23 protein-coding genes and 2 pseudogenes are annotated in these 20,550 nt (G+C 68.6%); 15 read left to right on the forward strand and 10 right to left on the reverse strand.

Going from position 1 to position 20,550, the window contains the following annotated elements:
- The first annotated feature begins 16 nt into the window (after positions 1–16).
- Positions 17–298, forward strand: coding sequence for a hypothetical protein (locus tag ACYVLQ_RS18550; RefSeq protein WP_460698747.1), 282 nt, complete (start codon positions 17–19; stop codon positions 296–298).
- 213 nt (positions 299–511) lie between these two features.
- Positions 512–946, forward strand: a complete 435-nt coding sequence (locus ACYVLQ_RS18555) for a VOC family protein (protein ID WP_460698748.1) — start codon at positions 512–514, stop codon at positions 944–946.
- A 266-nt stretch (positions 947–1,212) separates the two neighbouring features.
- On the opposite strand, the gene ACYVLQ_RS18560 is transcribed toward ACYVLQ_RS18555, so the two are convergent.
- Both ACYVLQ_RS18560 and ACYVLQ_RS18565 read right to left on the reverse strand, forming a co-directional pair.
- Positions 1,213–2,877, reverse strand: a complete 1,665-nt coding sequence (locus ACYVLQ_RS18560; RefSeq protein ID WP_460698749.1) for a bifunctional 3'-5' exonuclease/DNA polymerase — start codon at positions 2,875–2,877, stop codon at positions 1,213–1,215.
- 71 nt (positions 2,878–2,948) lie between these two features.
- A pseudogene (locus ACYVLQ_RS18565) lies at positions 2,949–4,112 on the reverse strand (acyl-CoA dehydrogenase family protein); the annotation flags it as partial.
- A 146-nt stretch (positions 4,113–4,258) separates the two neighbouring features.
- Here ACYVLQ_RS18565 and ACYVLQ_RS18570 point away from each other — a divergent pair.
- The 3 genes from ACYVLQ_RS18570 to ACYVLQ_RS18580 all read left to right on the forward strand — a co-directional run bounded on the left by ACYVLQ_RS18570 (position 4,259) and on the right by ACYVLQ_RS18580 (position 6,571).
- The gene (locus tag ACYVLQ_RS18570) at positions 4,259–4,654 is read left to right on the forward strand and encodes a hypothetical protein (RefSeq protein WP_460698750.1); all 396 of its coding nucleotides are present in this window, start codon (positions 4,259–4,261) and stop codon (positions 4,652–4,654) included.
- A gap of 65 nt (positions 4,655–4,719) precedes the next feature.
- Positions 4,720–5,241: a pyridoxamine 5'-phosphate oxidase family protein gene (locus ACYVLQ_RS18575; protein ID WP_460698751.1), complete on the forward strand. Its 522-nt coding sequence runs from the start codon at positions 4,720–4,722 to the stop codon at positions 5,239–5,241.
- 208 nt (positions 5,242–5,449) lie between these two features.
- Positions 5,450–6,571, forward strand: coding sequence for an NAD(P)H-dependent flavin oxidoreductase (locus tag ACYVLQ_RS18580; protein ID WP_460698752.1), 1,122 nt, complete (start codon positions 5,450–5,452; stop codon positions 6,569–6,571).
- Between the two features lie 52 nt (positions 6,572–6,623).
- Here ACYVLQ_RS18580 and ACYVLQ_RS18585 read toward each other — a convergent pair whose 3' ends face one another.
- Positions 6,624–7,202: an LppP/LprE family lipoprotein gene (locus tag ACYVLQ_RS18585; protein WP_460698753.1), complete on the reverse strand. Its 579-nt coding sequence runs from the start codon at positions 7,200–7,202 to the stop codon at positions 6,624–6,626.
- A 418-nt stretch (positions 7,203–7,620) separates the two neighbouring features.
- On the opposite strand from ACYVLQ_RS18585, the gene ACYVLQ_RS18590 reads away from it, so the two are divergent.
- Both ACYVLQ_RS18590 and ACYVLQ_RS18595 read left to right on the forward strand, forming a co-directional pair.
- Entirely contained in the window at positions 7,621–8,412 is a 792-nt protein-coding gene (locus ACYVLQ_RS18590) for an HNH endonuclease family protein (protein WP_460698754.1), read from the forward strand.
- 35 nt (positions 8,413–8,447) lie between these two features.
- Entirely contained in the window at positions 8,448–8,672 is a 225-nt protein-coding gene (locus ACYVLQ_RS18595; protein ID WP_460698755.1) for a hypothetical protein, read from the forward strand.
- Positions 8,673–8,708: 36 nt separating this feature from the next.
- Here ACYVLQ_RS18595 and ACYVLQ_RS18600 read toward each other — a convergent pair whose 3' ends face one another.
- The gene (locus tag ACYVLQ_RS18600; RefSeq protein WP_460698756.1) at positions 8,709–9,149 is read right to left on the reverse strand and encodes an SRPBCC family protein; all 441 of its coding nucleotides are present in this window, start codon (positions 9,147–9,149) and stop codon (positions 8,709–8,711) included.
- 461 nt (positions 9,150–9,610) lie between these two features.
- Between ACYVLQ_RS18600 and ACYVLQ_RS18605 the strand changes: the two genes are divergently transcribed.
- Positions 9,611–9,754 (forward strand): hypothetical protein, encoded by a 144-nt coding sequence (locus ACYVLQ_RS18605; protein ID WP_460698757.1) that lies wholly within the window; start codon positions 9,611–9,613, stop codon positions 9,752–9,754.
- Between the two features lie 128 nt (positions 9,755–9,882).
- Here ACYVLQ_RS18605 and ACYVLQ_RS18610 read toward each other — a convergent pair whose 3' ends face one another.
- Positions 9,883–11,127: a KasA/KasB family beta-ketoacyl-ACP synthase gene (locus ACYVLQ_RS18610; protein WP_460698758.1), complete on the reverse strand. Its 1,245-nt coding sequence runs from the start codon at positions 11,125–11,127 to the stop codon at positions 9,883–9,885.
- A gap of 39 nt (positions 11,128–11,166) precedes the next feature.
- Here ACYVLQ_RS18610 and ACYVLQ_RS18615 point away from each other — a divergent pair, with 39 nt between their 5' ends.
- The gene (locus ACYVLQ_RS18615) at positions 11,167–11,736 is read left to right on the forward strand and encodes a TetR/AcrR family transcriptional regulator (protein WP_460698759.1); all 570 of its coding nucleotides are present in this window, start codon (positions 11,167–11,169) and stop codon (positions 11,734–11,736) included.
- Between the two features lie 122 nt (positions 11,737–11,858).
- Here ACYVLQ_RS18615 and ACYVLQ_RS18620 read toward each other — a convergent pair whose 3' ends face one another.
- Positions 11,859–12,692 (reverse strand): NmrA family NAD(P)-binding protein, encoded by an 834-nt coding sequence (locus ACYVLQ_RS18620; RefSeq protein ID WP_460698760.1) that lies wholly within the window; start codon positions 12,690–12,692, stop codon positions 11,859–11,861.
- A gap of 448 nt (positions 12,693–13,140) precedes the next feature.
- On the opposite strand from ACYVLQ_RS18620, the gene ACYVLQ_RS18625 reads away from it, so the two are divergent.
- The 6 genes from ACYVLQ_RS18625 to ACYVLQ_RS18650 all read left to right on the forward strand — a co-directional run bounded on the left by ACYVLQ_RS18625 (position 13,141) and on the right by ACYVLQ_RS18650 (position 18,009).
- Positions 13,141–13,488: a hypothetical protein gene (locus tag ACYVLQ_RS18625; protein WP_460698761.1), complete on the forward strand. Its 348-nt coding sequence runs from the start codon at positions 13,141–13,143 to the stop codon at positions 13,486–13,488.
- Between the two features lie 253 nt (positions 13,489–13,741).
- Positions 13,742–15,532, forward strand: coding sequence for an S-methyl-5-thioribose-1-phosphate isomerase (mtnA, locus tag ACYVLQ_RS18630; protein WP_460698762.1), 1,791 nt, complete (start codon positions 13,742–13,744; stop codon positions 15,530–15,532).
- A gap of 5 nt (positions 15,533–15,537) precedes the next feature.
- Complete coding sequence (locus tag ACYVLQ_RS18635) at positions 15,538–16,113, forward strand: 1,2-dihydroxy-3-keto-5-methylthiopentene dioxygenase (protein WP_460698763.1); 576 nt, start codon at positions 15,538–15,540, stop codon at positions 16,111–16,113.
- The gene (gene mtnC, locus ACYVLQ_RS18640) at positions 16,110–16,823 is read left to right on the forward strand and encodes an acireductone synthase (protein ID WP_460698764.1); all 714 of its coding nucleotides are present in this window, start codon (positions 16,110–16,112) and stop codon (positions 16,821–16,823) included. The genes ACYVLQ_RS18635 and mtnC overlap by 4 nt, the downstream gene beginning before the upstream one ends.
- A gap of 48 nt (positions 16,824–16,871) precedes the next feature.
- A complete protein-coding gene (locus ACYVLQ_RS18645; RefSeq protein ID WP_460698765.1) occupies positions 16,872–17,597 on the forward strand; it encodes a MerR family transcriptional regulator in 726 nt (241 codons plus the stop codon).
- A gap of 145 nt (positions 17,598–17,742) precedes the next feature.
- Positions 17,743–18,009 (forward strand): LppU/SCO3897 family protein, encoded by a 267-nt coding sequence (locus ACYVLQ_RS18650; protein WP_460698944.1) that lies wholly within the window; start codon positions 17,743–17,745, stop codon positions 18,007–18,009.
- Between the two features lie 133 nt (positions 18,010–18,142).
- On the opposite strand, the gene ACYVLQ_RS18655 is transcribed toward ACYVLQ_RS18650, so the two are convergent.
- From ACYVLQ_RS18655 to ACYVLQ_RS18670, 4 genes and pseudogenes are all read right to left on the reverse strand, one after another.
- Entirely contained in the window at positions 18,143–18,517 is a 375-nt protein-coding gene (locus ACYVLQ_RS18655; protein ID WP_460698766.1) for a hypothetical protein, read from the reverse strand.
- Entirely contained in the window at positions 18,514–19,026 is a 513-nt protein-coding gene (locus ACYVLQ_RS18660) for a hypothetical protein (RefSeq protein WP_460698767.1), read from the reverse strand. The genes ACYVLQ_RS18655 and ACYVLQ_RS18660 overlap by 4 nt, the downstream gene beginning before the upstream one ends.
- Positions 19,027–19,152: 126 nt before the next feature.
- The gene (locus tag ACYVLQ_RS18665) at positions 19,153–19,593 is read right to left on the reverse strand and encodes an NUDIX hydrolase (protein ID WP_460698768.1); all 441 of its coding nucleotides are present in this window, start codon (positions 19,591–19,593) and stop codon (positions 19,153–19,155) included.
- A pseudogene (locus ACYVLQ_RS18670) lies at positions 19,586–20,478 on the reverse strand (DegT/DnrJ/EryC1/StrS family aminotransferase). The gene ACYVLQ_RS18665 and the pseudogene ACYVLQ_RS18670 overlap by 8 nt, the downstream one beginning before the upstream one ends.
- Positions 20,479–20,550 lie beyond the last annotated feature (72 nt).

A 20,550-nucleotide genomic window follows, 5' to 3' on the forward strand; every position in this document is an offset into this window, starting at 1 on the left:
GAAACGGAGGAAACTCATGACAGCGATGGTCGACGCCGCGCTCGTGGAGATCGGCGGCATGGGCGGCCCGGAGATCACCCTGTCGGGCCATGCCCTGCGCTCCAACGCCTTCCGCATCCTGGGCAGCGGATTCTCCTCGGTCACCCAGGAGGCCCTGAACCAGGCACTCCGCGAAGTCGCCGAAGCGATCGCCGACGGTGGACTGCTGGTACGCCCCCGCCCGGCCCCGCTGGCCGAGGTGGAAAAGGCATGGACACACCAGGACGCGCCCGGTGAACGGACCGTCATCATCCCGTGATTGGAAAGCGCTGTCGGCCAAAAGGTGTGGGCGGCCGTCGGGGGCCGATTCACTGGCGCGCGTGCCTGGAACAGCATCGCCGAGGCCGTCAACACCGCACCCAGTCCGACCGCCACCGCCACCAGCGGCACGAACGACCCCCGCCACCGCGCCCGCGACCGACAGCACCGCCGACCGGCGCCCCAGAGTCGGTGTGGGCCTTATCGTGGACCGATGGCATCGGTCAGACAGGTTCAGGTCACGTTCGACTGCGCGGAACCCGAACGCGTCGCTCGGTTCTGGTGCGAGGTGCTGGGGTATGTCGTACCGCCGCCGCCGGAGGGATTTGCGAGCTGGGACGCATTCGACCGTTCGTTGCCACCCGAGAAGCGGGGCACGGACTTCGCCTGCGTCGATCCCACGGGAGTGGGCCCGCGACTGTTCTTCCAGCGGGTGCCCGAGGGCAAGGTCGTCAAGAATCGGGTGCATCTCGACGTGCGGGTCGGCACGGGACTGGTGGGCGCCGAGCGACTGGCCGCGCTCGAGGCCGAATGCGCGCGACTGCTGCCGCTCGGCGCGACCCGCGTGCGACTGCTGCCCGCCGACGAGGACAACGAGTCGTGCCTCGTGATGCAGGACATCGAGGGCAACGAGTTCTGCCTCGACTGAACGGCCTACGCCCGGAACGCAGGGCTGGTGTTCGGTGAACGCGGCGACCGAGCCATCGGGCGTGCGTCGAAGAGCTCCCCGAGGAACTCGGCGGCCTCCTCGTGATTGCCGACCGCCTGGCCGGTGCGGGCTGCCGGTGCGGCCTGCCGGCCCCGCATCCGATCGACACGTCGCGGCGGCGCTGCCCCGGGCTGCGCGATACGCCGTTGTGCCGACCTGTGCCGAAGACGCCTTCGGCCGCGCGCCGGGGCACGAATGAGGCTGGCTCACTTGGCGTCTCCGTAGCACTCCACGACCGCCGTGGTGAACGGGAAGCGCACCGGCGTGGGCCCGAAGACGATCCGGCCCGCCTCGTCGGCGGCCGCGGCGATCGCCTGCGAGACGATCGTGGCCTCCTCCGCCGGGCAGTGCACGATCACCTCGTCGTGCTGGAAGAACGCCAGTTCCGCGCGGAGTCCGGCGCGGGACAGCGCATGCCGCAGTCCCGCCAGGACCAGCAGGGCCCAGTCCGCGGCGCTGCCCTGGACGACGAAATTGCGGGTGAAGCGGCCGCGGGCGCGGGCCGCGGCGGTGCCGCCGTACCCGTCGTCCTCCCGGGGTGGCTCCCCCTGGTCGGGCGGCGCCGCTGGCGGGCAGGTGCGGCCCAGCCAGGTGCGCACCAGGCGGCCCTCCGCTCCGGCGCGGGCGGCCTCGTCGACGTATCCGACCGCGGCCGGATAGCGGCGTCGCAGCTCCGCCATGTGGGTGAGGGCATCGCCGGAGGTCTGGCCGTAGATCGCGCCCAGCAGCGCGATCTTCGCCTGCGCGCGGTCGCCGTCGAACGCGCGGGCGGCCAGGTCGGCGTACAGGTCGTCGCGGCGGCCCGCCACTTCCATCAGGCCGGGGTCGCGCGAGATCGCGGCGAGCACGCGCGGTTCCATCTGGTCGGCGTCGGCGACCACCAGGCGCCAGCCCGGATCGGCGCGTATCGCCTGCCGGATCACCTTCGGGATCTGCAGGGCGCCACCGCCGTTGGTGGTCCAGCGGCCGGAAACCGTTCCGCCGGGCAGATATTCGGGGCGGAAGCGGCCGTCGTGCACCCATTGCTCGAGCCACGACCAGCCGTGGGCGGTGTACAGGCGATAGAGCGCCTTGTAGGCGAGCAGGGGTTCCACCGCGGGGTGGTCGATCCGCTGGAGCTCCCATTTCCGGGTGGAGGTGAGCGAGATTCCGGCGCGGGCGAAGGCCCTGATGATGTCGTTGGGCAGGTCGGGCCGGACCCGCACCCCGCCGCCGAAGGCCCGCGACACCTCGTCTGCCAGCTCCGCCATTCGCCGCGGTTCGGACCCGCCCGGAAAACGCTCGCCCAGCATCGTGTCCAGCAGTTGGCGGTGAACGTCGGCGCGCCACGGAATCCCGAATCGGGTCATCTCCGCGGCCACCAGCATGCCCGCCGATTCGGCGGCGAGCAGCAGCCGCATCCGGTCCGGACGTTCGGCCCTCGCCGTGCGCGCGAGCTGCCCCGCGTAGACCTCGAGCAGCGCGGCGAACTCGTCGATGCCCGGGGGCAGCGGCACCGGGCCCGATTCGAACAGCGACGGCTGGGTGTCGGCGGCCCGCGCCGGAGCGTCCGGCGGGACGGGCAGGCCGTGCAGCCGCGCCCACCCGGCCGCGAGCGAGCGGGCCTGCCCCGACTGACCCTCCTCGTGGCCGGTCAGCAGGGATTCGGCGGCCTCCACGTCGTAGCATCGCTCGACCCGCACACCGGCCGCCAGCAGCGGGCGGTAGATCTCGGCCGTCGACCGCCAGACCCACCGCTCCACCTCGGGGCGGGCGCGCACGGCCTCGGCGAGCGAGGGTTCGCGCAGGACCGGCCCCGCGGGGCGGCCGTCCTGATCGAGCGGGCACAGCTGCGCACCGCCGTCACCCGTCTCCGCCACCGCCCATCGCATGCGGCGAGTCTGACATCCGGGACCGACAAGCCCGCCCGGCTACTCTTCCGGCACGCCAGTACCTCGCGGCCGATGACACCCGCGACGACCTCGGTCGAGTACGCCATCAGCTGGCCCGCCCCGGCATCGCGCAGATGTCGTTGGATAGGGGACTGCTTGAGGTAGCCGGAAGCTCCGCCGATCCGCACCCCGAGCTGCGCCACCTCGACGGCGAGTTTGTTCGCGAGATACTTCGAGCGCGACAGGTTCCCGAAGGACGCGGGAATCCCGTTGTCGGCCTCCCACAGCGCGCGGTCGTAGAGTGCGTGCGCCGCCGCCAGCCGGGTCTGCACGTCGGCGACCTCGTGCTGGACCCACTGCTGATGCGAGAGCGGCTTGCCGAGGATCTCCCGGGACCGGGCGTGGGAGACCAGCGCGTCCAGGGCGGCGTCGGCGATGCCCAGCGACAGCGCGGGCAGGCCCGCGGGAATGATCGCGAAATCCGCGAAACTCGGCCTGCGGCCACGGTATTCGGCGCGCAGCACGGTGTCGTCGAAGGCGAGCAACTGGCTGCGGGTGGCGCGCAGGCCCAGCGTGTCCCAGATCGGAACGACCGTGACCGTGTCGTCGGGCACCACCCCGAAGAACGTCGGTTCCTCGTCGACCAGGGCGTTCACCAGAAGATAGTCGGCGATCTCGGCGCCCGAGACGAACCTCTTCGTGCCCGTGAGCGACCATCCGCCCGGCGCCGCGACCGCCTCCTGCTGGGGGTTGAGGAAGCGGTTGCCGCTGGCGGGCTCGGACAGCGCGTTCGCGAAGCGCTTCCCCGCCAGGAACTCGTCGGCGAAGAAGGATCCCAGCGAATCGGCGGTGATCTCGGCCAGCGCCACTCCGGCCCCGGCATGCATCACCCAGATGGTCGCGGTGGAGGGGTCGGCCTTGGCCAGCGTGCGCACGATCTGCCCGAAGGTCACATAGCTCGCCCCGTGGCCGCCGACCCGCCCGGGCAGCACGGCGCGGTCCACGTCCGCGGCGTGCAGGTCCCGCAGATGATCCACGGCGATCTCGGCCCGCTCATCGAATTCCGCTGCCGCCGCGGCGAATCCGACGGCCAGCTCGACCACCCTGTCGAGCACCTCCCGCTCGATATCGCGAAGCGGGGACGGGAACTGCCCGGTGGTCACAGAAGCGCTCCTCGAAGGATCCGGTGGCCGGTCGACTCGTGGATCAGCGTACGCAGGGACCCGGGAAACCACCCGCGGTACGGCCGGTTCGATTCTTTATCGGCCGGTGCTTTCCCATGGCTCCGCGGTGGGGGAGCATGGACGTGTGGTGCGACGCGCACCGCGCTGTTCCCGAGTGTTCCGTGATCTACTTCCGCTACGCAGGAGGACCAGGATCAATGGCAACTTTTCGGAATTTCCGGCGTCCCGCCATCCTCGCCGCCGCGGTCGGTGCGATCGGACTGGCCGCGGTGTCGACCGCCGCTCCCGCCTTCGCCGCCAACACCATCGACGTGAATCGCATCGGGCCGGAGAACTTGGAGATCGTCTACAACTGCGAGGCCGCGGCCGGGGTGGTCGGCATCAAGGCCATGGTGGGCGGCCCGCAGGCGGACGCCCCCTCCGCCGAGGGCGCGCAGAGCCCCGTCACCTGCGACGGAAACCAGCAGACCACCGTGGTCGTGCTGACGGGCGCCCCCTTGCAGAGGGGGCAGGAGGTGCTGGTGAACGCCGCCTTGGTCGACGCCACCGACACCGTCGTCGCCGGGCAGAAGAAGAAGGCGACACTCGGATAGCAACCGGACCGAACTGAGCAATTTCGGTCAAACGTCGCGGAATGGGGCGCGCTTACGGTGGGTCGATGCGCGAAACTCCGGAAGAACTCGATCACCTGCAGGCCCTGCTGGACGCGTCCCTGTCGCGTTCCTCCACGCACCTCCGCTCGATCATCGATACCGAGCGCACCCTGACCGCGGTGCAACTCACCACGGTCCTCACCGACATGTGCACCCTCGCCCTGTCCACCGTGACCGCCGCGGGCGAGCCGCGCATCAGCGGCGCCGACGGGCATTTCCTGCACGGCAGCTGGCATTTCGGCACCGCGCGCACCGCGGCCAAGGCCCGGCACCTCGCCGCCCGACCCGCCGCGAGCGCCGCACACATGCGCGGCGAGGCCCTGGGCGTATTCACGCACGGCCACGTCGACATCCTCAACCCCGAGGGCGGCGAGCCGGACGCGCAGTGGCCCGAGCTGCTCGCGTATTTCCAGGACTTCTACGGCGCGGACGGCTTCGACTGGGACAACGAGGTGGTCTTCTACCGCCTGCGCCCGCAGTGGATGACCGTCTACGCCCCCGACTTCGCGAAGCTCACCGCCGGATGAGGAACTAGAACGAGTTTCTCGGCTCGGGGAGGTCACGGCCGTCGGCCTCCCCGGACGTTCTCGCCGGGCAACATCCGCAGTCTCGCCCCTCTTCTCCGCGCACCTCTCGATTTGAAGGCACCCACGCGCTAGTCTAATTCTGAAACGTGTTCTAGTGTGTCGGCGAAGGTTGTTCCAGCGCCGGAAGACAAGAGGAGTCCACCAGGCCATGCGTACCGAGATCTGCGAACGACTGGGTATCGACGTCCCCATCTTCGCCTTCACCCACTGCCGCGACGTCGCCGCCACGGTGAGCAATGCCGGCGGCATCGGCGTGCTGGGCGCGGTCGGTTTCACCGCCGAGGAGCTGGAGGTCGAGCTAGCCTGGCTGGACGAGCACGTGCACGGCGTCTACGGCGTCGACCTGGTGATCCCGTCCAAGTACGAGGGCCAGGGCATCGACGGCCTCAGTCCCGAGGAGCTGGAAGCCAAACTGGGCGAAATGGTTCCGCAGGGACACCGCGAGTTCGCCGAGAAGATCCTTGCCGACCACGGGGTTCCGCACCTGCCCGAGGGCGAGCACCACAACCAGTTGCTCGGCTGGACCGCCACCACCGCTGCCCCACAGGTGGAGGTCATTCTGCGGCACCCGAAGGCGAAGCTGGTCGCCAACGCGCTGGGCACCCCGCCCGACGACGTCATCAAGCAGGTGCAGGATTCCGGCCGGTTGATCGGCGCGCTGTGCGGTTCGGTCAAGCACGCGCTCAACCACAAGCGGGCGGGCCTGGATTTCGTTGTCTGCCAAGGCACCGAGGGTGGCGGTCACTGCGGCGAGATCTCCTCGCTGGTGCTGTGGCCGCAGGTGATCGATGCGGTCGGCGACCTGCCCGTGCTCGCGGCGGGTGGCATCGGCAACGGCCGCCAGATCGCCGCGGCGCTCGCGATGGGCGCCGCGGGCGCCTGGACGGGGTCGATCTGGCTGACCGTCGAGGAGGCGAATGTGCCGCCCGCGCAGATGCAGACCTATATCGATGCCTCGAGCCACGACACCGTGCGCTCGCGCTCGTGGACCGGCAAGCCCTGCCGCATGCTGCGCAACGACTGGACCGACGCGTGGGAATCCACCGAGAACCCGGACCCGCTGCCCATGCCGCTGCAGATGATGGTCGCCCTGGACGGCGTCAAGCGCGGCCACCGGTACCCGGAGGCCGCCAAGGACGTCAACTTCAACCCCGTCGGCCAGGTCGTCGGCATGATGACCAAGGTCGACCGCACCGCCGACCTGATGCAGCGCATGATCGAGGAGTACCTGGAGTCCTGTGAGCGGCTGAACAAGCTCAACAACGCCTGATCGCCGAGATCGCCGGTCCGGCAACAGGTGTGCCGGGCCGGCGGGCGACCGTTCAGTTCGGTGGGGCGCCGTTCATGACGACACGCTGGCCGTCCCAATGGAATCCGACCCGGCTGTGGGTGGCGTCGTCGCACGCGTTGCAGCTGCCGGGCGTCTTGTAGTCGAGGACGACGGTGTCGTCGGTGCTCGCGGCGGCGTCGAGGGTGGTGAACCCGTGCGCCTCGGCCGTGGCGGTGCCGATGTACTGGCCCCGGCGGAACAGCAGGGCGTGCTGCGGGGAGCTGCCCGTCGCGCCCTCGATCGTGACGATGGCCGTGGACAAGGTGACGCACGGATCGAAGTTGCCCGCGAAGGTGGCGGGATTCGTACTCCAGGGAGCCTGCGTCGTCGGCTCGGCGGGGAGCTGAGCGACGGCCGCCCGGACGACGGGGGAGGACAGATCGATACCGCACGTCGCCGGGTCGGCCGCCGGGGAGGTCGAGGGTCGCTGCGGCGCGGCGGAAGCCGGACCGGCGGTCACCGTGGCAGTCGGCCCGCTGGTCGCGGCGCTCGGGCCGGAGGACGACCCGCACGCGACGAGGGCGCCGAGGACGACGGCGCCGGTCGCCGCGGCGACGGTGGTTCGGAACATTTCGACCTCCTGCTGACAGCACACGAAACACCTTCCGCTGAGACAGTATCGGGCTCCGCTGGGCGGGCTCGACAGCCCCCGAATCGGCGGGGGTGTGACTCCCGTTACTGAATCCACTGCCGGGCTTGCTGTTTGCCCGGACCGTTGACACTGTGTCTTCCCGAGATGAGAAGTGCATATCGTGGGCCGTCCCGGCGCGGCCGAAAAGTGATCCTGCCCTTGGCTGTTGTGTATCGGCCGCTGGCGACGGCGCACGGGGTGCGCGGCGTTGCTGCACGGTCGCGGTGTGATCGTGGCCGCGGCCGCTGCTGCGGGGATCAGGGAAATAGCGCATGATTTCCCTAGCGGTGCAGCGGTATTCGGGACGGTGTGTGATGAGCGGCAGCGACGAGGTCGTCGGGAAAAAGCTGGGGGCGTCGTGGTGAAGCGATCCTCCCGCCGGGCCGGGCCCACCCGGCGAATCGTCACACTGGTCGCGCCCGTGCTGCTCGCCGTGGCGCTCGCGGCCGGGTACATCGTGATCGACGAACTCGGCCACAAGAACGACGCCGCGAACCCGGCCCCGGCGCGCGCGGTTCAGGTGGACGGCAAGGACGTTCCCGCTCTGCTGGCGAATCTCGTTGTGGCGCCGGAGGCCTCGATGACCGGCTACAGTCGCGAGAAGTTCCCGCACTGGGACACCAACAAGCCCGAGCACGGTTTCGGCGCCGAGTACGCGCAGTACGCGAAGTGCGAGACCCGCGACGTCATGCTGCTGCGCGACGCCACCGGCACGGTCACGCTGGACGCGCGGACCTGCGAACTCACGGTGAGCAAGGGCGCCGGATGGCGCGACCAGTACGGCATCCTGGACCGCAAGTCGGGCAAGCTCGCGGACTACAAGTTCACCGCCGACCCGTCCCGCGTGGACGCCGACCATATCGTCGCCCTGGCCGAGGCCTGGCGGTCGGGCGCCGCGGGCAAGGACGAGAGCGTCCGGCGCAACATCGCCAACGACGCGCAGAACCTGGTGGCCGCGGACCCGTCGGCCAACCGCTCCAAGGGTGACCAGGATCCCTCCGACTACCTCCCGCCGGGTGTTTACCGGTGTGCCTATATCGCGCATTACATCAAGGTCAAAGTAAAATACGGGCTGGCTGTGGACACCGACGAGCAGACGGCCCTGCGTACCGCGGTGGACGACTGCGTGAAGCGAGGAGAGTTCAAATAAGCGACGTCATCGAGATCGCCGAGAAGGCCGCCGTCATGACCGAGGAGGAAGGGACGGTGTCTGGAGAACTCGATGTCTGCCTGGACGATTCGGGCAGGGGACTGGTGCGCTACCGCGGCACCGACACCTGGTACACCATCGGCAATCTCGAGGCCGACCCGCCCCGCACTTGGGTCGCGGCCGCCGACCTGGCGGCCGCGATAACCGCGGGGATCGGGGAGCGCGACACCGCGGGAAATGTCATCCCGTTCGAGGCGTAACACGACCATATTTCCGGTATGACACCACCACCGTGCTCAGGCGAGTTGCTGGGCGCGCTGCTGCACTGCGGCGGTCATATCGCCGAATCCGCGCCGCAGCGCGGATCCCAGCAGTCCGGTGACCACCGGCTGCAGCCAGCCCGCGATCTCGAAGTGTGAGGTGTAGCGGCAGCGCCCGGCGTCGAGCGGCGTCAGGGTGTGTGAGCGCAGGCTGTGCAGCGCGCCCAGGGGCACCGGCCGCATCGCATAGCTGAATTCGGCTCCGGGCGTGTGGGATCGGATCCACTCCCGCTGCGCCTTCGGGCGCGGACCCACCAAACGCACCCGCATATCGATCGGGGCACCCGGTTCCAAGGTGGTGCGGCATCCCGGGACGAACGGATTCCACTCGCCGTACGCCGGGAAGTCGGTGAGCACCTTCCACACCACCTCGGCGGGTGCGTCGATGTCCACGCTGTCGTCTATCACGAAGGCCATGGCACGACAATACTGAAACCGGTTCTACTCCGCCGCGCCCGGTGGGGTCCGGCTCACCGGAGTCGCCTGGGTGGTGGCCGCGTCGCGCGGGCGACCGCGAAACCGGCTGCGACGCGGAGCATCACGGCCCGCCTGGATCGGCTGGCGCTGCCGCCGGAGGGATTTCTCGGCCCGGTCGAGGACCCCACGCGGCTGCTGCGCGGCCCGTTGGTGCGGTAGGACACGAGACCGCGGATCGTCGCCGTGGTGGCGGTGCTCGCCATCGCGGCCGTCGTGGCAGTCGTTGCATTGGCGCAGGCGATGCAATTCCACACCGGCAGCGGCGAATCGGACAGCCGGACGAGCGTGACATTCGAAGTGCGGGCCCGATTCGGCCCGCGCGCCGAGGATCCGGCCCTCACGGTGTGGAAGCACTGCCGCAGCATCGTGAATCACGTTCGCCTCGTGGACGGCCCGACCGAGTGCGACGGCGGCTGGACGTGGTGCTCGAACCCGCACTCGGTGCGCATACCGAGCGCAGATTCTTCGGCTGCCTCGAGGACCTGGGTGTGGACGGCATCACGGGCCGGTTGGTGAACCTCCAGCGCACACAACGTGACCGGTAGAAAAGGTCCTGTATCCACATGGGGCGCACGGGTTTATCCCCAGCTACTGCTTCCATCCACAACTGTCGGTGGATAAGCGTGAACAACGCCCGTTCCACATGCTTGGGACAAACCTGGGGACGAACGGCTCAGGCGGCGCCGAATGCGAGCGTGACGTTGTGTCCTCCGAAGCCGAAGGAATTGCTGAGCGCGTGCGAGATTCGCTGCCGCCGCGGCTGCCCGTGCACGATATCCAACTCGATTCCGTCGTCCGCGTGCTCGAAATTGAGTGTGGGCGGCACGATCTGGTCGCTTACTGTGCACAGGGTGAGGATGGCCTCCAGGGCGCCCACGGCGCCGATGGAGTGCCCGAGCGCGGATTTGGGGGCGTACACCGATGCGGCACCGGCAACGGCGGCAATGGCATTGGCCTCCGAGGCGTCGCCGACCGGGGTCGAGGTGGCATGCGCGTTGACGTGCTCGATATCGGTCGCGGTGAGCCCTGCCGAGGCGATGGCCTTGCGCATGGCCCGCGCCGCGCCCGCGCCCTCCGGTTCGGTGCCGGTGATGTGGTAGCCGTCGGAGGTGATCCCCGCGCCCAGGATCCGGCCGTGAATCCGCGCGCGGCGGGCCCGGGCGAACTCCTCGGATTCGAGCACCAGCAGGGCCCCGGCCTCGCCGAAGACGAAGCCGTCGCGGTCGCGGTCGAAAGGCCGTGAGGCGCGGGACGGTTCGTCGTTGCGGGTGCTCATCGTCCGCATCATGGCGAAGCTGGCGATCGGGACGGCCTCGATGTAGTTCTCCACGCCGCCCGCGATCACGACGTCCGCCTCGCCGGTGGCGATGAGCCGCCAGGCGTGCGCGATCGCCTCCGCGCCCGACGAACATGCCGATGTGGGCGCGTATACGCCTGCCTTGGCGCCGAATTCGAGACCCACTCGGGCGGCCGATCCGTTCGGCATGGCCATCGGCACGGTCAGTGGCGGCACCTTGCGGTAACCCCCGGCGCGCATGGCGTCGACCGCGGTGATGAACGCGTCGCCGCCGCCGAGCCCGGTGCCGATGGCCACAGCCAGGCGCTCACCGTCCACATCCGGCTTCCCCGCCTCCTCCCAGACCTGCCGCCCGAGCACGAGTGCCAGTTGCTGCACGTAGGAGTGGCGGCGCTGTTCGATGCGGGTGAGGTGCTCGCCCGGCCGCTGCTTCAGCTTGCCGCCGATGCGGACCGGCAGGTCGTACTCGGTCACGAACTCGTCCTCGAGCCGGCCGATACCGCTGGCGCCGGCGAGCAGTCCGGCCCAGGTGCCGTCGAGGTCGGGGGCCAGGCAGGTGGTGGCCGTCATGCCGGTGACGACCACGTTCCGCGCGGTTTGTGTAGCAGTTGGTACACCCATGATGTCATGGATACCTGTAGCGACCGTTACAGTCAATTCGTGCCCAGACCTCTCGACCAGGCGCGCCGCGCCGAACTGCTGTCCGGAGTGATCGCCTACATCGGCGAATACGGGCTGACCGAGCTGTCGCTGCGCCCGCTGGCGGACTACCTCGGCACCAGCTCGCGCATGCTGATCCACTACTTCGGAACCAAGGAGCAGATGCTGGTGTCCGCACTGGAAACCCAGCGCCCCGATATCGCCGCCATGTTCGCCGACGTCCCCGATATCGATGCGCTGCGGCGGCGGCTGATCGAATCGTTCTGTGTGAACACCACCACCGACTGGGTGGGCAGTACCCGCGTACTGCTGCAGGTGCTCGGCGTCGCGTCGGTACCCGACAGCCCCTTCCGCGACTACGCCAACGACGCCGTCCGCGTGCTCGTGGACGCCGTGACCGAGGTGCTGCGCCGGCTCGACCCCGACTTCCCGGACCCGGAATCGACTGCCACGCTGCTGATCTCCGGAATCCGCGGCCTGCTGCAGGACCGGCTCGTCACCGGAGACAACACCCGCGTCTCCAAGGCCGCTCGCCTCCTCATCACGCAATCCCTCCCACCCGCGTCGTAACCCGCACCCGTTCCCGCACTCCGTGTTTGTTCCCGCACCCCCTGCAACCCGTGCAGGGGGTGCGCGAACTCGCAGGGGGTGCGGGAACGTGGGCTCTGCCGACCGGTAGGTGCGTGCCGGGTTCAGCTCACGCGCGGTGGCGTGGGCTGGCGAAAGTGCTGCGTGTGCTGCGCAACCCAGTCGGCGAAGGTGCGTGCCGGGCGGCCGGTTACCCGTTCGACGGTGTCGACGACCGTTGTGGAGTCCGGGCCGGGGGCGGAGTACCAGCCGATGACGTACTCGGCGTCGGCGCGGGAAACGCCGGTGGCGACCAGTCTTTCGATGGCCTGCTCGTGGGTGATCGGCACCAAGGCGATATCCCGCTCGAGCGCCTTGGACAGCATCGCGATCCGTTCGCTCGGCGTCAGCGATTGCGGGCCGGTGAGGTTGTAGACGCGTCCGGCGTGGCCGTCGTCGAGCAGGGCGGTGGCGGCCACGGCGGCGATGTCGGCCTCGTGCACCAGGGCGCTCGGGAAGTCGTAGGGCTCGCGCACGACGCCTTCGGACTGGATCGAATCGGCCCAGGTCAGCGTGTTGGACATGAACTCCTGGGGTTCCAGGCGCGTCCATTCCACCCCCGACTCCGCCACGGCCGGCTCGACCGGGCCGACGGCGCCGCCCCACACCACGGTGATGCGCCGTACGCCCGCGTGGACCGCCTGCCGGACCAGCTCCGGGCCGACCTCGGCCAGCCCGGCGGTCACCGTGATGTGCAGGCGGTCGACGCCGTCCAGCACGCCGTTCAGAGACCGCGGCTCGGTATGGGTGCCCGCCACCACCTCCGCCTCGGGCGCCAGCACCTTCGCGGCCGCGATGGGATCGCGGGTCAGCGCGCGGACGCGCTCACCGCGCCGGACCAGCTCCGCCACCACATGGTGGCCGGTATTTCCGGTAGCGCCGGTAACCAGTGTCGTCATCGTCGAACTCCTTTCGTCGTCGACGACGCTAGAAGCTCAACGTTTCTTCAGGTCAAGCGAATCGGCCGCGCGAGATTCGATCTCGCGATGCGCGACCGGAGGGCTCAGCGGCCGCGGACCGCCCGGATGCGCCCGAGCCAGACGGGAAGATCGATCGGCTCCGCCCGGAACGGCAGGACGGAGCGCTCGAGATCGACGTCGGCCGGTTGCGGTCCGCCGATGTCCCACGGAGCCCGCGCGCCGAACGGGCTGCCACCCCGGTAGATCGCGTCGAAGAAGTCGAAATCTGCTGTGTCGGAAGGAATGTCGGGGATTAGTCATATCCGACGATTCCGCGGTTCGAAGCCCGCTCGCAAGGCCTATTGTTCCGCAATGCCCCCGGAGCCGCGAGATGCGGCTATCGTGTCCTGCGAAGAGGGAGAGCCGCGCCCGGGGAGGGATGGCCGCAATGGTTGAAGGGGTACGCATGTCCTACGGTCCGCAGCAACAGCCTTGGGCGCAGCCCAGTGGCCCGGGATGGCATGGCGGTCCGCCACCGACCGGGCGTGGGCCGGGGATCGGCCTCGCGGTCGGCGCGGTGATCCTCGGCCTCGTCGGATGCGTACTGCCGTTCCTGCCGATGGACCTGAGCGGCGTCCGGCCCTTGATCGGCCTCCCGTTCGGAGCGGCCGGGCTCGTGCTCGGGATCATCGGCTGCACCGGGCAGCGCAGCGGCAAGCCTTTGGCCGTCGTGGCGGTGGTCCTGTCCACCCTCGCCCTCGCCGTCTCGGTCATCATGCTCCCGCAGGCGCTCTGACTAGCACCGTTCCCACAGTTCTGTCGGTACCGGTGTGTGCGACGAGGACTTGGCCCGAGATGGCTCCTGGCCGATCCGCCGGAGAGCTGGCGCGCGGATTGGACTGTGGCGGACCGGATTCGTTCCGCCCGGCCGTCGGGTCGTGAGCCGGGTGATCCGGATCGAGGGGGTGTAAACCTGGCTGGGCCGGTGAGCTGGTGGTTCGATACGGTTTTGTAGGAGGTTGTCGGGTCGACAGGTAAAGGTTGCGTCGATGGGTGAGAGTTCGATCGCGTGGGTCGATGGGGCACTGGTCACCATCGATCAGCGGGCGCTGCCGCACGAGTTGCGGGAGTTGCGTCTCACGACGGTCGGCGAGGTCATCGACGCGATCGAGACGCTCGCGATTCGCGGGGCACCGGCGATCGGCGTCTCGGGGGCGTTCGGGGTGGTGCTCGCGGTGCGGGCGTACCCCGGGGACCTCGCGAAGGTCCAGTTGGAGGCGGCGCGCATCGCGGCGGCACGCCCCACCGCGGTGAATCTGGCATGGGGTGTCCGGCGCACCGTGGCGCGACTGCCGGACGGACCGCAGGCCGTGCTCGACGAGGCGCTGGCGATGCTGGACGAGGACGGCCGGGTCAACCGCTCGGCGGCCACCCACGCCGCGAACCTGGTCCGGCGACTGTGCCCCGACCGGCCGCTGCGCATCCTCACACACTGCAATACCGGGCGCCTGGCGACCACGGCGTTCGGGACCGCGATCGGGGCGCTGCGGATCCTGGCGGAGCGCGGCGCGATCGAGAACGTCCTGGTCGACGAAACGCGCCCGCTGCTGCAGGGCGCCCGGCTGACGGCATGGGAGCTGGCCGAGGCGGACATCCCGCACCAGCTGACGATCGACTCTGCGGCCGCCTGGGCGATGGCGACCGGCCGGGTGGACTGCGTGATCGTGGGCGCGGACCGGATCACCGCCGACGGCTCGGTGGCCAACAAGATCGGCACCTACGCGCTGGCGGTGGCGGCGCGGCGGCACGCCATCCCGTTCGTCGTCGTTGCGCCGGAGTCCACGCACGATCTCGGGACGGCCACCGGCGCGGAGATCGTCGTGGAGGAGCGGGCCGCGCGGGAGATCACTCACGTGGGCGGCCTCGCGACCGCACCGGAGGGCACCAAGGTGTTCAACCCCGCGTTCGACGTCACCCCACCCGATCTCGTGACGGCGGTGGTGACGGAGAAAGGTGTCGTGGGTGATGTGAGAGTTCCTGCGGCCCAGCGTTATCGCAGCGGAGGCGCGGGGACGGGGCCACACGTCGGCACCGCGCGGATCGCCGATCTCGGCGGTACGGACACCGAAGTGTCGGCGGTGGCCGAGGACACGACCGGCGGCTCGGAGCAGGCGGCGCCGACAGACAACTCCGGCTCCGCAGGCGGTTCCGCCGACGGCCGACCCGCCGCGGCAGGTGCGAGGATCGCCGAGATCGCCCGGGGTTTGTACTCGCGTGGGTGGATGCCCGGAACCGCGGGGAATATCTCGGTGCGGACGGGGGAGACCGCGATCGTCACGGGCAGTGGGCTGTCCAAGGGCGAGCTGACCGGCGACGACATGGTGGCGGTGAATATCTCTGACTCCCAACGGGTTTCGGGCGTCAGGCGGCCCTCGGCCGAGACCGCCATTCACACCGCGGTCTACCGCGCCACCGGTGCCGACGCGGTGGTGCACGTCCATCCACCGCATGCGACCGCACAGTCGATCGGGAGGACGGACTCCCTGCGGTTCAGCGGCTACGAGCTGATCAAGGGGCTCGGCGCCGCGGAAACCATTGACATCCCCGTCTTTTCGAATCACGCTGACGTTCCGCGCATCGGTGCCGATATCGAGCGTCATCTGACAGAGCATCCGGATGCGCCGCCGGTGCTGTTCATCGCCGGGCACGGCATCACCGCGTGGGGCGCCACCCTCGCGCAGGCCCGCGACCGCGCGGAATGCCTGGAGGCGATGTGCGAATTGGTGACGCTGACCGGCCGCCGCGAGATCGCTTCATCCATCTCGAGTTCCGAGGAGTAACCGCAATGACTCTGCTGCAGATCATGGCCGACAGCGCGCCCGCGGAGGTCCGGCTGCGCACCGTCGACGCCGCGGTCATCGGAGACGAACTGGCCAAGCGCGGCATCGTCTTCGACCGCTGGCCCACCATGCCCGAACTGACCGCGGCCACCCCCACCGACGACATTCTCGCCCACTACGACGACCGCATCGGCGAACTCAACGCCGACGGCCGCTACAAGCACATCGATCTGGCCCGGCTGCAACCCGACGACAGCGATCCGGAATGGCAGGGCAAGGCCGAGGCGGCGCGCGGGAAGTTCCTGTCCGAGCATCGCCACGCTGAGGACGAGGTGCGCTTCTTCGCCGCCGGGCGCGGCTGCTTCTACCTGCACCTGGAGCCTGAGGTCGTGGCGGTGGTGTGCGAGGGCGGCGACCTGGTGTCGGTGCCCGCCGGGACCCGGCACTGGTTCGATATGGGCACCCGCCCCGACTTCGTGGCCGTGCGGTTCTTCGAGGAGGAGGACGGCTGGGTCGGCGACTTCACCGGCGACCCGATCGGTTCCCGGTTCCCGACCCTCGACGAGCTGGTCACGGCGTGAGCGACGGGCTCTCCCGGGATACGGTCGCGGCGGTCGTGGTCGATATCGAGGGTACGACCAGCCCGACCGCCTCGGTGCGGGAGGATCTGTACGGCTATACGCGGCAACGACTTCCGCGGTGGCTGGTCGAAAACCGCGGTGGCGCGGCCGATCCGGTCATCCAGGGTGCGCGTGAGCTGTCCGAACACTCGGATGCCGACGAGGCCGAGGTGGCCGAAATCCTACGTGGCTGGCTGGATTCCGACGTGAAAGCCGCGCCGCTGAAGACCGCGCAGGGACTGATCTGCGCGGAGGGCTTCCGCAACGGCGCCCTACACGGCGAGTTCTTTCCCGACGCGCCCCCGGCACTGCGGGCCTGGTACGCCGCCGGACTCGCGCTGTACGTGTATTCCTCGGGTTCGGTGCGCAACCAGCAGGACTGGTTCGCCTTCGCCCGCGGCGGCGAACTCGCCTCGCTGATCAGCGGCTGGTTCGATCTGGCCAATGCCGGGGCCAAGCGGGAGCCTGGCTCCTACGAGAAGATCGCCGGGGCGATCGGGGTGCCGCCGGGGCGGATTCTGTTCCTCTCGGATCACCCGGACGAACTCGACGCGGCCGCGGCAGCCGGATGGCGGGTAGTAGGCGTGACCAGACCCGGTGAGCCGAATTCGCCTCGCGCCCCGCACCATTGGGTCGGCTCGTTCGCCGATGTCGAGCCGGGCGAACCGTAGGGTGGTCACCACATCCGGTCGGCGGCAAGGCCGTACCGAGTGCGCCCGGTGACCGCGCGAACCCTGCGCCCTGTCGATCTGGCGCGCGAACACGGGCTCTCGACCCAGGCGGTCCGCAACTACGAGGATCTCGGTGCGCTCCCGCCCGCCGAACGGACCGACAGCGGCTACCGCCGCTACACCGACCTGCACGCGCGCGCCCTGGACGCCTTCCTGGCGCTGCGTGCCGGATACGGCCACCAGGCGGCCGTCGACCTGATGCGCAGTGCCAACCGCGCCGATCACGTCGCCCTCCACACCCGGCTCGACGAGCTGCACGCGGAGTTCCTGCACGAACGCCGCACCCACACCGAGGTCAGTGCCACTCTCGGGGCACTCGCCGAAACCCCGCCGCCCGCGCGTTCTCCGGAACCGCTCACGGTCGGACAGCTGGCGCACCGGCTGGACGTGCACCCCGCGACACTGCGGGAGTGGGAGAAGGCGGGCATCATCGAACCCCGGCGCGACCGCGCCACCGGCTACCGCACCTACGGCGACACCGACATTCGCGACGCCTATCTGGCCTGGTACCTCCGCAAGGGCGGCATCTCCCTGCGCGAGATCGCCGCCTTCGTCCGCGAACTCCGCCAGGCCGGAAGCACCGACCGCATGCACACCCTGCTCACCGACTGGGGCGCCCGCCTCTCGCTCCGAAGCCGCAACGCCCTGCGCGGCCTGGCACGCCTCGACGACTACCTCACCGCCCTGGACCACACCCGATCCGGCCCATTCTGAGCGCGGCGTCGGCGACCTCGCGTGGCAGTTGTCGCCTCCCGGCTATCATGTACTGCGTCGAGATCTCGGCAGGATCTGAATGGCCACAAGGCCGCCCGGAAGGCAGCACATGCGCGCTTGGCATATCTTCTCACTGTTGACGCTGGTGCTGTTCTCCACGGCGTGTGGGGTCCTGTTCGAGGACCCTTTCGAGAAGGGGGATTGCCTGACTCGGCGTGGTAGCGGCAACTTCACGAAGGTGTCCTGCTCCGACGCCGCTGCGGAATATGTGGTGCTCGACCGTTTCCCTTTCGATGAGAAGCATATGGGCTGCCGCAACGGCGCCGCCGGCACCGTGCGGACATACTCCGACGGCGCCACCGGGTACGAGTACTGCCTCGGCGATCCAAGGTCACGCTCCGCCTCACGGTGAGGAGGCTCGGCCCGCCACCGATCACCCGGCAACGATCCGGGCCTGATCGCCCACTTCCGAGAGCATCAAGCAATCGAGCGCCGCCGCGGCCCCGGGCACGACATCCTATGTCTATTGCACATCGGTGAATTCGTCACTGCAGATCCCGGTGCTGTGGGACGCCGTAACCGCCCAGCCGAGGCAGCTCACCGTTCGCCCACCGCGCATAGGTGTGCTCCGGGTCCACGGTGATCACATCCACCACCGACACGAGATCGGCCGGAACCTCGCGCGCCTCGAAATGCCCGGGACTCGGAACGATCACAGCATCGACACCAAGGCGGGCGACGATGATCCGCAATCGGCAGTCGGGCTTCTCGGTGTTCTCCCCGAACGTGATCGTCTTACACAGGTTGTACCCCAACCGCTTCGCCAAGCTCCGAATCCGAGCCTCATCCCACCCCTGCCGAAACCCGGAAACATCCTTGCGCAGATATCCGATCGCGGCGGGCGCATGTATCCCTGTCATCTGTCCATCCCCTGTCGTATCGGTTCGGAAGGCGCTCGCCGCCGAGGTCTCGACTTGATCCGCACCGCCTCACCCACCGACAACCCACCCTCGGGAAATCGTGGGAGTCGGGGGTCGCTGTTGCGGGAGCGCGCCCACTTCTCCGGCAGCACCACCGTTTCCAGGTCGCACGCCTCGCAGATCGGGGCGGGCGAATGATCAACCGTATCCAGTTCGAATACGATCACCGTCGAAACCTGTATCCCGGCAACGAAATTCAGCAGGTACCCGACTGGATCGTCCGCACGCTCCGGCGGCCTCACCGTATACAGGTACCGGTACCCCAGCGTCTCGGCGTGACGGCGGATTGCCGTCGCCTGCCGGGGTGCGTCGAGTCCGGCCAGTTCGGGGCGGAGGAATCCGACCGCTGTCGGCCGGTCGTCCTCGGGCAGGTTGGATGTGGAGAGGCATGTGTCATCGTTCCGGCTCCCGGTCGATGGTTGCAGGGTCTTGGAAAGGGGGTCGGTCACGCGGTCGCAGAGGCGGGGCCGGGGCACAGCGTCGTCGCCCAGTTGTTCGGCGACGAAGCGGACAGCCCGGGGTCAACGCAGATGTGCGGCGGGGCCTTCTATTCGACAGTTGCGCCAAATCGCTCCCTAGATTGTTCGGTAAGTGTTCAGAACTTCTTTCACCGCATCGGTCACGGGCAATTCATCCGTGATAGCGGTCCATGCGTAAGCGTCGTGTTCGGTAAGTTTCACAGGCTCCGGCGCGCCTACTGTCACAACGAAGTTGAATTGGCGACTCCTCTTCCCGCTGCCGCCCTGGTAGTCAAAGCTTCCCAGGTACCCGCCGATTTCGGTTACGTGCAGACCGGTTTCCTCCGAAACCTCGCGGATGAGAGCAGTATCCAGAGTTTCACCTGTTTCGACCTTCCCGCTGGGCAACTCGAAGATTCCGCCCATGAAATCGTTCTCGCGCCGTTGGAGCAATAGGACCACACCTTCGTGCTCTACAACGGCACCCACAACGAGTTGTTGTATTCCGTCTGTATCGGCTTGGGCGGTGAGGCGGGCAATCAATGCTGTTTCAGTCATTGTTCTCATTCCCCTTCAACTGGTCACGGTATTGGTCGGAAACTTTGCGGAATGCTTCGATGTAGCTGTCTATCAGCGGCATGTCCTCCTCACGGTGCCAGACGGGCAGTTTCAGGGTGGTGGCGTGCATGTTCTCGGCTTCCGGGAACTCGCCAGGGGTGTAGGTCAGAGTGCCGGTGTAGGCGGGTAGCAGCGGTTCGGGGTCCTGGAACAGGGGCAGCAGGTTCAGCGGGCATGTGGAGCCGGGCCGATCTACTTCGCGGCATCCTTCGGCGTGCAACGCATCGTAGAAGCGCTGTATGGGCAGTCCGCCCAGTTCATCCGACCGGTATCGCAGTATCAACCCGTACCAGGACGGACGTACCTCGTTCGGCACTTCGGGCGTGGTGATGCCTGGTAGGTCGCTGAGCTGGTCACACAGGTAGCGCGCGACGGTGGCTCGCCCGGAGAGGTAGTCCTCGAGATTCGGGAGCTGGTTACGGGCGAGGCTCGCGGCCAAGGGGTGAATGCGGTGCTTGAGTCCGGTGCCAGTGACGGCGTAGCGGTAGAGCGGGTGCTCTCGTGGTATCTCGTTGCGGCACCTCTTGTTGTACTGGCCGTGCAGGAGCACCCGGTAATACACCTCGTCATCGTTGGTGAGGACGAAACCACCTTCCCCGGCCGAGAGTGGCTTGGGTCCATTCATGCTGAAAGCCGAAGCGCGGCCGAATGTTCCGGAGCATCTGCCGTCGATTCTTGCGCCTGGGCGTGGGAACTATCCTCCAACAGAATCAGGCCGTGTTTATCCGCGACCGCCTGCAATCTCGGCATGTCGGCAGGCATTCCCCACATGTCCGGAACGATCGTAGATCGACACTGCCCGACCGAGCTGCGACAGCACAGCATGCCTTGCGTTGTCTCCTACTGGTGGCCAGGTGAAATGTGGACCATTCTTTCGAACAGCGGGTGTTCCGCCGA

Source organism: Nocardia thraciensis, from assembly GCF_054782435.1.